The sequence below is a fragment of the Streptococcus sp. SCPM-O-B-15304 (M98) genome (assembly GCF_058200215.1).
Genome location: NZ_JBYQGQ010000006.1, coordinates 105,088 through 118,763 on the forward strand (window position 1 = coordinate 105,088; position 13,676 = coordinate 118,763).

10 protein-coding genes and 2 tRNA genes are annotated in these 13,676 nt (G+C 33.9%); 4 read left to right on the forward strand and 8 right to left on the reverse strand.

The genetic code is table 11. The features are described from left to right. Positions 1-47: 47 nt before the first annotated feature. Positions 48-1,073 carry a tryptophan--tRNA ligase gene (trpS, locus tag AC3E7H_RS05325; RefSeq protein ID WP_001039668.1) on the reverse strand — a complete coding sequence of 342 codons (1,026 nt, stop codon included), beginning with the start codon at positions 1,071-1,073 and terminating at the stop codon, positions 48-50. A 206-nt stretch (positions 1,074-1,279) separates the two neighbouring features. Between trpS and AC3E7H_RS05330 the strand changes: the two genes are divergently transcribed. Continuing rightward, on the forward strand, positions 1,280-2,902 hold the full coding sequence (locus tag AC3E7H_RS05330) for an ATP-binding cassette domain-containing protein (protein WP_000958799.1): 1,623 nt from the start codon (positions 1,280-1,282) through the stop codon (positions 2,900-2,902). Between the two features lie 61 nt (positions 2,903-2,963). Next, positions 2,964-5,513 carry a YfhO family protein gene (locus AC3E7H_RS05335; protein WP_075228434.1) on the forward strand — a complete coding sequence of 850 codons (2,550 nt, stop codon included), beginning with the start codon at positions 2,964-2,966 and terminating at the stop codon, positions 5,511-5,513. A gap of 31 nt (positions 5,514-5,544) precedes the next feature. Here AC3E7H_RS05335 and AC3E7H_RS05340 read toward each other — a convergent pair whose 3' ends face one another. Further along, the gene (locus tag AC3E7H_RS05340; protein WP_000472054.1) at positions 5,545-8,208 is read right to left on the reverse strand and encodes a YhgE/Pip domain-containing protein; all 2,664 of its coding nucleotides are present in this window, start codon (positions 8,206-8,208) and stop codon (positions 5,545-5,547) included. 128 nt (positions 8,209-8,336) lie between these two features. Here AC3E7H_RS05340 and AC3E7H_RS05345 point away from each other — a divergent pair, with 128 nt between their 5' ends. Further along, complete coding sequence (locus tag AC3E7H_RS05345; protein WP_001158257.1) at positions 8,337-8,879, forward strand: TetR/AcrR family transcriptional regulator; 543 nt, start codon at positions 8,337-8,339, stop codon at positions 8,877-8,879. Positions 8,880-9,097: 218 nt separating this feature from the next. On the opposite strand, the gene AC3E7H_RS05350 is transcribed toward AC3E7H_RS05345, so the two are convergent. From AC3E7H_RS05350 to rlmH, 6 genes are all read right to left on the reverse strand, one after another. Further along, positions 9,098-9,171 (reverse strand) — tRNA-Asn (locus tag AC3E7H_RS05350). 120 nt (positions 9,172-9,291) lie between these two features. Then, on the reverse strand, positions 9,292-10,044 hold the full coding sequence (comE, locus tag AC3E7H_RS05355; RefSeq protein ID WP_000866056.1) for a competence system response regulator transcription factor ComE: 753 nt from the start codon (positions 10,042-10,044) through the stop codon (positions 9,292-9,294). Next, positions 10,041-11,360, reverse strand: coding sequence for a competence system sensor histidine kinase ComD (gene comD / locus AC3E7H_RS05360; RefSeq protein WP_490676215.1), 1,320 nt, complete (start codon positions 11,358-11,360; stop codon positions 10,041-10,043). Before comD ends, comE begins: the two co-directional genes overlap by 4 nt. 30 nt (positions 11,361-11,390) lie before the next feature. Continuing rightward, the gene (locus AC3E7H_RS05365) at positions 11,391-11,516 is read right to left on the reverse strand and encodes a ComC/BlpC family leader-containing pheromone/bacteriocin (RefSeq protein ID WP_007555225.1); all 126 of its coding nucleotides are present in this window, start codon (positions 11,514-11,516) and stop codon (positions 11,391-11,393) included. 165 nt (positions 11,517-11,681) lie between these two features. Continuing rightward, positions 11,682-11,755, reverse strand: a tRNA-Arg gene (locus tag AC3E7H_RS05370). 43 nt (positions 11,756-11,798) lie between these two features. Next, on the reverse strand, positions 11,799-12,278 hold the full coding sequence (rlmH, locus tag AC3E7H_RS05375; protein WP_000695941.1) for a 23S rRNA (pseudouridine(1915)-N(3))-methyltransferase RlmH: 480 nt from the start codon (positions 12,276-12,278) through the stop codon (positions 11,799-11,801). Between the two features lie 183 nt (positions 12,279-12,461). Between rlmH and htrA the strand changes: the two genes are divergently transcribed. Next, on the forward strand, positions 12,462-13,646 hold the full coding sequence (gene htrA / locus AC3E7H_RS05380; protein ID WP_000793272.1) for a serine protease HtrA: 1,185 nt from the start codon (positions 12,462-12,464) through the stop codon (positions 13,644-13,646). Positions 13,647-13,676: the final 30 nt, after the last annotated feature.

The window sequence follows — 13,676 nt, forward strand, 5'->3', positions numbered from 1 at the left end:
CCTTTAATTTTAAAGAAGAGATAGTTTTAGAGTTCGTATTTTATCTATTAATGAAAGTAATTTAGACCCATTGCCGATTTTACTTCTGATAGCGTTTGGCCAGCAACTTCTCGAGCTTTTTCACTACCTTTTTGTAACATATTATACACTTCACCCATATCTTTAGCATATTCTAGGCGACGTTCACGGATTGGACCAAGTTCACGTTCTAGGATTTCAAGTAGATACCGTTTTGTCTTAACATCACCTAGACCTCCACGTTGATAATGCTCTTTCATGTCAGCAATTTCTTGAGAATCTTCAGGACGTCCGAATACGTCTAAGTAATGGAAAACCATATTTCCTTCAATCTTACCTGGATCCTCAACACGAATGTGATCTGGATCTGTATACATACTCATTACTTTCTTACGCAAAGTATCTGCATCATCTGACAAGTAGATACCATTATTAAGCGATTTAGACATTTTGGCATTTCCATCAAGACCAGGTAAGCGACCTGCTCCTTCATTTTCAGGATAAATTCCTTCCGGTTCTACTAAAACATCACAATTATAGGCATGATTGAATGAACGCACAATCTCACGCGTTTGTTCAATCATCGGTTTTTGGTCTGTACCTACAGGAACATAGTTAGCCTTAAAAGCTGTGATATCTGCTGCTTGAGCAATTGGATAAACTAAAAATCCAGTTGGAATACTTTCTCCAAATCCTTTCTGAGCAATTTCTGTCTTTACAGTAGGATTACGCTCCAGACGAGCCAAAGACACTAGATTCATGTAATACATAGACAACTCTGCCAATTCTGGAATTTGACTTTGAATGAAAATCGTTGATTTGTTAGGATCCAATCCCACTGCAAGATAGTCCAAAGCAACATTCCCAATAGACTCTACAATAGTTTGTGGATCTTTTGCATGGTCAGTTAAAGCTTGCTGGTCAGCCAAAAAAACAAACATGTCATATTTATCTTCTTGCTGTAATAAGACACGATTTTTTAAGCTACCAACGTAGTGCCCAATATGTAATTTCCCCGTTGGACGATCTCCTGTTAAAATAATGGGTTTATTCATCTTATTCTCCTTTGATATGGTCCTTTCAATTATAGCATTTTTTTGATAAAAAGACAGGTAATTTTTTTTATCAAATAATTACGATTTCAACTCCTTAACTGTAAATTATCTGTAAACTCCCTTTACAAATAATTGACAGATAAAAATTTGAATATTTGCTGATTTTCTAGTAGAATTAGAGTATTACATATAATAGGAGAAAAAAATTGCTAACAGTATCTGATGTTTCACTACGTTTTAGTGATCGCAAACTTTTTGATGAGGTCAACATCAAATTTACAGAAGGAAACACATATGGTTTAATTGGTGCTAACGGTGCAGGTAAATCAACATTTTTAAAAATCTTAGCTGGGGATATTGAACCTACAACTGGTCATGTTTCTCTTGGACCTGATGAACGTCTTTCTGTGCTTCGTCAAAATCACTTTGACTATGAGGATGAACGTGTTATTGATGTTGTTATCATGGGTAATGAAAAACTATACAACATCATGAAAGAAAAAGATGCTATCTATATGAAAGCAGACTTTACTGATGAAGATGGAGTTCGTGCAGCTGAGCTTGAAGGAGAATTTGCTGAACTAGGTGGTTGGGAAGCTGAGAGTGAAGCTTCACAACTCTTGCAAAACTTGAATATCCCTGAAGATCTTCATTACCAAAATATGAGTGAACTCGCAAATGGAGACAAAGTGAAAGTACTCCTTGCTAAAGCTCTATTTGGTAAACCAGATGTCCTTCTTTTGGATGAGCCGACCAACGGTTTGGATATCCAATCTATTACTTGGTTAGAAGATTTCTTGATTGATTTTGATAACACCGTTATTGTTGTGTCCCATGACCGTCACTTCTTAAATAAAGTATGTACTCACATGGCCGACCTTGACTTTGGAAAAATCAAACTCTATGTCGGAAACTACGACTTCTGGAAAGAATCTTCTGAGCTTGCTGCTAAATTGCTAGCAGACCGTAATGCTAAAGCAGAAGAAAAAATTAAGCAACTCCAAGAATTCGTTGCTCGTTTCTCTGCTAATGCTTCTAAATCAAGACAAGCAACATCACGTAAGAAAATGCTTGATAAGATTGAACTTGAAGAAATTGTGCCATCTAGTCGTAAATATCCATTTATCAACTTTAAAGCTGAACGTGAAATCGGAAACGATCTCTTGACAGTAGAAAATCTATCTGTCAAGATTGATGGCGAAACTATTCTTGACAACATCAGCTTTATCTTGCGTCCAGGTGACAAGACAGCTCTTATCGGTCAAAACGACATTCAAACAACTGCATTGATTCGTGCTATTATGGGTGATATTGACTATGAGGGAACTGTCAAGTGGGGGGTTACAACTAGTCGCTCTTACTTACCAAAAGACAATTCAGCTGATTTTGCTGGGAGTGAATCTATCCTTGACTGGCTCCGTCAATTTGCAAGTAAAGAAGAAGATGACAATACCTTCTTGCGTGGTTTCCTTGGCCGTATGCTCTTCTCTGGAGATGAGGTTAACAAACCTGTAAACGTCTTGTCAGGAGGAGAAAAGGTGCGCGTGATGCTATCGAAACTCATGCTTTTGAAATCAAATGTTCTAGTACTTGACGATCCTACTAATCACTTAGATTTGGAATCTATTTCAAGTTTGAACGATGGATTGAAAAACTTCAAAGAATCAATCATCTTCGCCAGTCATGACCATGAATTCATTCAAACATTGGCTAACCACATTATTGTCCTATCTAAAAACGGTGTAATCGACCGTATTGATGAAACCTATGATGAATTCTTAGAAAATGCTGAAGTACAAGCAAAAGTTAAAGAACTTTGGAAAGACTAAATAATACTTTAAAACTCAGTTGGATTAACCAACTGAGTTTTCTATCATTCTATGAGGTAACATGAAAACATTTTTTAGAAACTATTGGACCTATTTTATTTCTTTCATCATTCCCCTAGTAATTATGTTCGGAGTCTATCTTTCTCAATGTATCTACTGGAACAGTGATACTTCACCTTTATTAGGGGATGGATTTCATCAATATGTTATTTTTGATCTTAATCTTCGTAATATTTTACATGGGAGTGATAGTCTATTTTATACTTTTACCAGTGGTCTAGGTCTCAATTTTTATGCCTTGTCCAGTTATTATCTTGGTAGTTTTCTATCACCTCTTGTTTATTTTTTTGATGTATCAAGCATGCCAGACGCAGTTTATCTATCAACCTTGTTGAAATTTGGTTTGATAGGTCTGTCAACCTTTTTTAGCTTGAGTAAACTATTTAAAAATATACCAGCCCCACTTAGATTAGCTCTATCTACCTCATATGCTTTAATGAGCTTTACAGTTAGTCAACTTGAGATTAAAACCTGGTTAGATGTTTTTATTTTAATTCCCTTAATTTTAACTGGTTTACATCTACTCGTAGCGGAAAAAAAACGGATTCTATACTTTACAAGTTTGTCAATATTATTTATCCAAAACTACTATTTTGGTTATATGACTGCCCTGTTTTTGGTAGTTTGGTATTTTTGCCAACTTTCCTGGGATTTTAAAAGTCGCAAGTATTCTTTCCTTGATTTTTTCCTAACATCCTTACTCGCTGGTTTAATAAGTTTCATCATGACACTCCCAACCTTGTTTGATTTAAGAACTCATGGTGAAAAACTAACCGCTATTACAAAAATAAAAACAGATGCCAGTTGGTATCTAGATCTATTCGCTAAACAATTCATTGGTGCTTTCGATACAACTAAATATGGTTCCATCCCAATGATTTTTGTTGGCCTCCTTCCTTTTATCTTAACAATTGTATTCTTTACATTAAAATCAATTAAGTTTCACGTGAAACTATGCTATGCAACTCTACTCATTATCATCATTGCTAGTTTTTATCTAGAAGCCTTAGATTTATTTTGGCAAGGAATGCACGCACCAAATATGTTTCTTCATCGCTATGCGTGGATTTTCTCTACTCTCTTGATTTATATTTCAGCAGAAGTTTTAAATAGATTTAAGGATATTAAATTATGGAATATTTTATTCTCAATGACCTTCCTTTTATTTGGCTATCTGGCAACCATTTATTTTAAAAATCATTATTCATTTCTAACTAAATTAAATATACTCTTAACGATTGAATTCTTAGTGGTATACTTACTGTTATTATTAGCACTTATTAAAAAACTGATTTCTCTAAAAATCTTTTCAATCCTTATTTTGATCTTTACAATAAGTGAAATTAGTTTTAATGCTTCATCTCAACTAAATGGAATTACGAAAGAATGGGGATTTGCTTCTCGTAGTACCTATGATAAAGATATTCCAAGTATGGAAGCTATTTTGGAGTATACCAAACAGCAACCAGATACATTTACACGAACTGAAAAGTTACAAACTCAAACTGGAAACGATAGCATGAAATTTAACTACAATGGCATCTCACAATTTTCATCTGTTCGTAATCGTTCTGCAAGTACAACGTTAGATAAGTTGGGTTTTAAATCTTCAGGTACCAACCTTAATCTTCGTTATGCAAATAATACTATCATTGCAGATAGTTTATTTGGAATCAGCTACAATATTTCTGAAACCTATCCAGATAAATATGGTTTTCATCCAAGCTATCAAAAAGATAATCTAACCCTTTATAAAAATCAATTCGCTCTCCCAATTGCTTTTGCTACACAGTCTCTTTACAAAGATGTCACTTTTAACGACCATACTCTTGATAACCAAACTCAATTTTTAAATCAAATTGCTGGCTTAAATGAAGAGTACTTTTATCCGATAAATCATCATACAGACTCTGGTGACAACGTTGTCAATCTAAACGGAACTGATACTGAAGATGCAACTACCAGCTACAGCATTGAAGTACCAGATAATAGTCAGGTTTACCTTTCCATGACCAAGCTAAATTTTTCAAACGATAAGAAAAAGCAAGTTGACATCATTGTCAACGGTGAAAAAAAATCCTTTACCACAGATAATGCTTTTACATTTTTTAATCTTGGATATGCAGAACATAAACAAACTTTTGATATCCAGGTTAAGTTCCCAGGAAATGCTCAAGTATCATTTGAATCTCCAACTTTCTATCGCTTAGATACTAAGAAATATACGGAGGCTATACGCAAAATAAAAGAAAATCCAGTAGAAGTGAGCTCTTATAAAAACAAGGTCACTGTAAATTATAAGGTAAAGAATGATACATCAATCTTTTTCACAATTCCTTACGACCGAGGATGGTCTGCTTACCAAAATGGTAAAAAATTACAAATTCAACAGGCACAAACTGGATTTATGAAAATTGATGTTCCTGAAGGTGAAGGAACTATTACCCTTTCCTTTATACCAAAAGGATTTGTTGTTGGTGCAAGTTGTTCTCTTATAGCTATTATTGTCTTTATTTTTTATGATATTCAAAGAAAAAAATATTCTAGATAAAAAAACAATCGACCGAATTGGTCGATTGTTTTTAGTCTTCTTCAGCTTTTTTAGGTTGATAGGCTAGCATTCCTAAAGCAACAAAAATCATTATTGTAAAGATAAGGAAAATAATCTGACTATGAATATTACCTGTCATAGAAATGGTTTGTCGAAAACCTGAAACTGAATAACTCATAGGTAACCATGGATTAATAGTTTTAAAGAATTGATTCGTCAAAGCTAAAGGATAAGTTCCTGCACTTGATGCTAATTGAAGGAGTAATAAAATTAAAGAGAAGAAGGCGCCTAGGCGAGAATTCCAGGTTGTCAATGCTGTTACCATCGCCATGAAAGCAAGGCTGGTTAAAATGATCAAAGCTAAAGTTTTGAATTCGTGAACTGCAGTAAGTCCAATTAAATGTACTCCACCATAAACTAATACTCCTGCCAAACCAGCAATGATACCGTTAATTTCAAAGCGAGACTTAAACCAAGCCCAGCGACTTTCTGGATGGCGCCCAGAAGGCAATTTAGCAAAAATCATATTAGTAGAAATAGCCGCAACAAAGAGAGCAACTGATATCATATATGGAGCCATGGCAATTCCATTAACTGCTACTTGATCCGTATCAGTTTTTGAAAGACTCAAAGGATCAGCCAGTAAGTCTGCATTTTTTGGTTCAGTTGAAGCCTTATTCAATTGTTTATCAGCATCTGTCAACCCTTGATTTAATTGACTTGAACCATCACTTAATTTTCCGAGTCCTGATTGTAAAATTTCAGATCCTTGAGCAAGTTGATCTGCTCCACTAGCTATTTTTTCAGAACCATTAGCCAGTTGATTTGCTCCTGAAACTAGCTGGTCTGATTTATCAGCTAATTGTTGAGAACCCGCTTGTAATTGATTAAATCCAGCAGTTAAATCTGATGTTTTATTGTTTACTTGGTTGACACCTGATGCAAGTTTATCAATTCCTGTTGTTAATTCTGGCCCATTCGCTGCTAATTTAGCAGTAGCACCTGTCAATGTAGAAGATTTTTCTGTCAACTGATTAGAGCCTTGTAGCAACTTATTGAAACTTCCTGTCAAGTTCGAATTTTTCGAACTCAACTGACTTGCTCCTAAAGCTACTTGGTCTACAGATTTTGTATAGCTGTCAATACCAGATGCAAGAGTTTGACTAGCTGGCAATAACTGACCATCAATTGCTGTTTGAACCTGTGTTAATCCACTTGACAAACTTGTCAATGTTGAAGAAGCAGTTGGTAATAATTGACTTGAATGATTCTTTAATTGAGTTAAACTATTTGTTTGAGTGGTTACATTTTCTAAAGAAGATTGTAACGTTTGAACTGTAGTTAAAATTGTTCGTGCTGACTCACTGGCAGAAGATGATGGATTAGAAACCACAGAAGTTATCTCTGCCTGTTGGTCAGGAGTTAAGCTTTGATAAGCACTAGTAGATTGAATAGCTGATAAAGTAGTTTCTTTTTCAGATTGATTTGAAGTAATGATGCTCTGTGCTGAATTTGCAATCGTTGATAGACTACTAGAAAGCTGGTTTGTTACTTGTGTTATCTCTCCACTATCTGCTGTTTGAATATTTTGAATAGCTTGATTAAATTGCTCTAAACTAGTTGCTAATTGTTTAATCTGATCTTTCTGTTGGTTTGCCCCATCTAATTGAGTAGAAAGTTCTTGAATACCTTGATTAAGTTGTGTTAGTCCTGTACGTAGAGTCTCTGATTTAGTAGAAATCTGATTTGCACCTGATGATAGACTTTGAACTCCATTTGTATAAGTATCAATACCAAGTGAAAATTGATTTAATCCTGAATTAAGTTGAGAAACACCACCTGTATAGGCTTGTGTGCCTGCATCAAGTTGAGTCAATCCTGATACCAGTGCCGGTGTCTGTGAATTCAGTTGGTTTAATCCATTATCAATTTGTGAAATAGCGCTGGTATATTGATTTAAACCAGTATTAAAATTACCAAGACCAAGATTTAACTGATTTACACCAGCTGTATAGGTTCCTAAACCTGTAGATAATTGATCAGCACCATTAGAAAATGTGAGACTCGATTGAGCTAGGGTTTGAAGATTGGTTGTTAAGGTTTGACTCCCATCCGAAAGTTGATTCGAACCATCAGCCAACTGTAAACTTGCATTTGCCGCTTGAGATAAACCAAGTTTTAAATCACCCATCTTCTCAAATAAAGCTTTGGTATAAGATTGAGTAACATTAGTAGCCACAGTCTGTTTGATTTGTGTCATGGCAGAATCACTCATCTTGCTTGCAATAAAACTATGACCACTTGATGTCTGATAGTCAATCTTCATCTGTTCAGGATGATTTGTAAGGATAGAAGAAGCTTTCTCAGAAAGATTACTTGGCAACGTTACAACCATATAATAATCTCCATCCCGCAGTCCTCTTTCTCCCTCACCTTCATCTACAAAATGAAAATCCAGGCTATTACTATCTTTTAAATTAGACACCATGTCTTCACCAATAGTGAGTTTTTCATCATTATAAGTAGCAGCTTGATCCTTATTAACAATTGCTACAGGTAACTCCGAAAGTTTACCATATGGATCCCACATTGATGATAAGAAAATGATATTGTAAAGAGCTGGAATTAAGGAAATTCCTATCATGACAATAATAAATGTCGGTTTTTTAAAGATTGCTTTCCATTCTTTAAACATATTGTCTCCTTTTTTAAACTACTTGTCTAAATTTTTGATATAATAGATTATACATAAAAAAATTAAAAAGACAAGATAAAAAAACTATTTTTGAACACATTGTCTAAAAATGTTCATCTGGAGGGAACATGCAAGAGAGTAATAAACGATTAAAAACCAAGCGCATTATCGAAAATGCTATGGTAGAATTATTGATGGAACAACCATTCGATCAGATTACAACTGTTAAATTAGCACAAAAAGCTGGAATTAGCCGCTCCAGTTTCTATACTCATTACAAAGATAAATACGATATGATTGAACATTACCAAAGTAAACTATTTCATACCTTCGAATATATCTTTCAAAAACATGCTAATCACAAACGAGATGCCATTCTAGAAGTATTTGAATACTTAGAATCAGAACCACTTCTAGCAGCTCTTTTATCTGAAAATGGAACCAAGGAAATTCAAAATTTCTTGAGAAATAAACTTCACATCCTACTGAGCACAGACCTTCAAAAACGTTTTATGCAACTCAAACTAAATGAAGTAGAATTAGAATACAGTAGCGTCTACCTAACAAATGCTCTCTTTGGAGTCTGTCAAACCTGGATTGCCCACGGAAAAAAAGAAAGTCCACAAGAAATCACGGACTTTTTAATGAAAATGTTAGGGGATACAAATTAATAAAAAGCTCTATAATAGTTATAGAGAATCAACCCCCTATGGATATTATGGAGCCTATTTTGTTGTTCTTATTAGGCTAATACTAATGCAATACAATTTCCTTAGTTTTATTTTCGGACACAAATCATTATCTATCCGTATGTTAGGTATGCCTCCCCTCATTACATCGGACAAAGAATCAAAAAAAGGAACACCAAATTAGTGTTCCTTTCATCCGACTCCGCCAGTAGGACTCGAACCTACGACATCATGATTAACAGTCATGCGCTACTACCAACTGAGCTATGGCGGATTAAATAGTCCGTACGGAATTAGAACCCGTGTTACCGCTATGAAAAGACGATTTCTTAACCAACGGACCCTCTACCTGTAGCAGATATAACCATTATATCAATTTATCAAAAATTGTCAATTACTTTTTTTGGTTTTTAGCCATTAGTTCTCTCAATTTTTTAGTTTTTAGGCGAGAGATAGGACAACGATGATCTTCATAAAATACAACTTCCATTTTTTTACGATCAATTTCTCTCACATTACCAATATTGACTAAAAATGACTTGTGAGCTAGATAAAAACGTTGGGGTTCCTTATCCTTTTCTTGAATATCTGTCATTGTTCCATAGAATTCTTTGGCAAAATTCTTACCTACAATTCGTAATTTATGAGAAGTTCCAGTTGTCTCAATGTAGAGAATATCATGATAAGGAATACAAAGATCATTTCCTTTATAACTATAATCAAAATAATCAACGACTGATTGGTTTTCAAGTAAAGTAGTCTTAGTGTAAAGCACACAGTCGGCAACTCTATTTTTAAAAACTTGATCACTGGTTTCTTTATCAATGAAATCCAATGCTGAAACTTTGTATTTATAAGTCAAAGTAGCAAATTCAGATCGACTTGTAATAAAAACAATAATGGCATAAGGATTGCGATGACGAATAAATTGAGCAACCTCAAATCCTTTTCTCTCAATCCCATTGATATCAATATCTAGAAAATACAGCTGATTGACTTCATCATGCTCTACATATTCCATAAACTCTCTTACTTTTCCTGTTGTTTTATAGGAGATAGGAATATTTGTTTCCTTAGAAATTTTATTTAGAGTTGTTTCCAACCTTACTTGGTGTTCTATAATATCTTCTAAAATCAATACTTTCATATCAGTTCCCTCTTAAATCTAATTACTTGTTTAAATACATCATTATCAATTTCTGTTTCTAAAATAACATTGTCATATTTTCCTAAAATTTCTTTAACATTATTGAGTCCAAGTCCTCTATGTCTTCCTTTAGTTGAAAATCCTAATTCAAATAAATCTTCGGATTTTACCTTTCTTTTTTTACAAGAGTTTTGGATGACAACTAAGGTTTCAAGATCCAACTTGATGATAGCTACCTCTAGTTGTTTCTGATAGCTTTCAACTGCCCCTTCAACAGCATTATTGAGCAGAACGCTCATCACGCGCACCAAATCTAACAGTTCCATATACAAAGGGGTAATGATATCTTTTACCTCTAATGTGTACTCTACATCATTAGTTTTCGCATTGACAATAGATTGAGCAATCAAACTACGAAGTGCTGAATCCTCAATATTGTTCAAATCGAAATAGGTATACTTGTCTGAACGTAATTTTTGATTCGCCTTTACAAGTACTTCACTGTAAACTCTGTCAATTTCTTGTAAATCTTTACTTTCAATCGCCATTCTTAAGCTGACAAGCATACCTGTATAATCATGGCGAAAACCACGAATTTCATTATATAAGGTAACAATCTCATCTGTGTAAGTTTGTAAATGTTTTTGCTCAAACTTCTTTTGTTCCAATTCGATTTCTTTTTCTATCTGAACTTTGTGAGAATTCATGGAAAAGAAGGTCAAAAGTAGACAAACAAAAACAATAGAAGATAAAATACTTCCAAAACTGTTTAAATTGGGAAAAGTACTCACAATATCTGAAATAAATAAGAGGATATGTAAGGTGAAGAAAGCAACTAGCACATTTTTAAAAAATGGATAGAGGTAGTCTTTATCAAAATAGGTCATTTCCAAGTGGAAATAAGTAATGATTTTTTTGATTGCAAAATAAGTTAATGATAGAACTACAAAAAAGAAGAGTTCTTCATGCTGTATTACTAATTGATCTCCTATTATAGATGATAAAGTTACAGATATAAATGTATGGCTACTATTATATAGTAATGACAGTAGTATACTGATAAATCCTGCTTGATACTTATCGTATTTTTTAAAAATTTTTAGATATGCGTAGAGAAAAATAGGAAATAAAAATTTTTCAAATCCTAATCCAGATAAGGAAATAAAATCAAAGCAAAATTCAGCTAAAAGTTGGAATAAAAATAGATAAATTCCAAACCAATATCTTTCTTTTCTTGCTATCTTACAAATTATTCCATAACTAATTGTTAGAATATAGATATGAAGAAAAATTGTTCCTAATATAACTAAATTCATTATAGCTCCCTATCTTACCACTATTTTATATTATTTTGAAAATAATTTTTTTATAATATGAGGTAATCTTATATCCCCACCTCTGATTTCCTGCAGTTCTTTTTCGTTCAATTCTTGGAAATCTTTCATTTGAGCAAAATCTGTATTCTTTTTCATAATATAAACTCCTATAATGTTTTTCTTGTAAATTAACTTACAAAAATATTATATAAAATCTACGATACCTATAGAGAATTATTTCTCAAATGCTCAAATTTTATTCTGAAATGTCAAATTTTTACAAAAAAAGCTGGGGTTTTTTCCCAGCTTACGATTTAACACTGATCCCAGCAGGATTCGAACCTGCGACCGTTCGCTTAGAAGGCGAATGCTCTATCCAGCTGAGCTATGAGACCTTACTAATCTATCTTATCAAAAAAAGCTAGCTTAGTCAATCATCTATTTATGATAGGGAGAGCCCTGTTGAATCGAAAACGCTCTATAAATTTGTTCTACTAAGACTAATCTCATTAGTTGATGAGGAAGCGTCAATCTCCCAAAACTAACAGAGAGATTGGCTCTTTTTTTCACCTCTGGAGATAGTCCTAAACTCCCACCAATGATAAAAGTGATTGTCGAAAATCCATTGATAGAAGCCCTTTCAAGCTGCTTACTGAACTCTTCAGAAGAAAAAGTTGTTCCTTCAATAGCTAAAACAACTACAAAATCACGTTCCCCTACTTTAGCAAGAATGCGGTTCCCTTCCAACTCCAAAATCTTTTGATTTTCAGATTCGCTGGCCCGATCTTGTGTTTTTTCATCAGCCAACTCAATAATTTCTAGATTAGCAAATCGTGAAATTCTCTTGGAGTATTCTGCTATGCCATCTTTGAGATATTTTTCTTTCAGTTTTCCAACTGTTACCACTTTAATTTTCATTCTTCTATTCTAACATATTCACACTCAATTTCACATCTTATTCACAGATAAGATTTTGAAAAACTTCAATAAATTCACAGGTTTTCGAAAGTTATCCACAAGTTGTGAAAAACTTTTTGTTTTTAAGCTTGGATTAAGCTAGCTATTTTATACTTTCATTGATAAAAAAACATGGAGGCTTCTATGAAAAACTTAAAAACTAGTTCCAAAAAATGGGGACAACTTTTAGTAGTCATTCTCATTAGCTTTTTTAGTGGTATTTTAGGTACTTTTACCACATTGCAGCTCAGTCAAAAACAAAATAGTGGTACGACAACTACAACGACTGTCAGCAAAACAGCTGTAAAAAATGAAAATTCAACTACACAAGCAGTTGATAAAGTTAAAGATGCTGTTGTATCTGTCATTACTTACTCATCAAACTCTCAAAATAGTTTACTCGGATCTGATGAAACTGATACAGATACCAATGCTGAACAAGTATACAGCGAAGGTTCTGGTGTCATTTATAAAAAGGAAGGGGATACTGCTTACCTTGTAACCAATACTCACGTTATTAATGGTGCTAAAAAAGTTGATATTCGTTTAGCAGATGGCACAAAAGTCCCTGGTGAAATTGTGGGTTCTGATACTTATTCAGATATTGCCGTTGTAAAAATTGCTGCAGATAAGGTCACAACAGTAGCCGAATTTGGTGATTCTAGTCAACTAACAGTTGGAGAAACAGCTATTGCAATCGGAAGTCCTCTAGGTTCTGAATATGCCAATACTGTGACACAGGGGATTGTATCAAGTTTAAATAGAAATGTATCTCTAAAATCTGAAGACGGACAAGCTATCTCAACCAATGCTATCCAAACAGATACAGCTATTAACCCTGGGAACTCAGGTGGTCCTTTGATTAATATCCAAGGCCAAGTTATCGGTATTACATCAAGTAAGATTGCCTCTAATGGTGGAACATCTGTCGAAGGTCTTGGTTTTGCCATTCCTGCAAACGATGTAATTAATATTATCAAGCAGTTGGAAAAAGATGGAAAAGTAACTCGACCTGCTCTTGGAATCCACATGGTTAACTTATCAAATCTTAGTACAACTGATCTTCAAAAACTAAAACTTCCTGGAAATGTTACTTCTGGTGTAGCTGTTCGTTCTGTTCAAAAAAATATGCCTGCCAATGGACATCTGCAACAATATGACGTCATTACAAAAATAGATGATAAAGCTATTTCTTCCACTACTGAATTGCAAAGTGCTTTATATAGTCATTCTATTGGAGACAGTATGACTGTTACTTACTACCGTGATGGTAAGGAAGAAACAACAACTATTAAATTAGATAAAAGTACTAGTGATTTAGATAAGTAGTTTACAGATATGTAAAGTTGCTTTACAGAA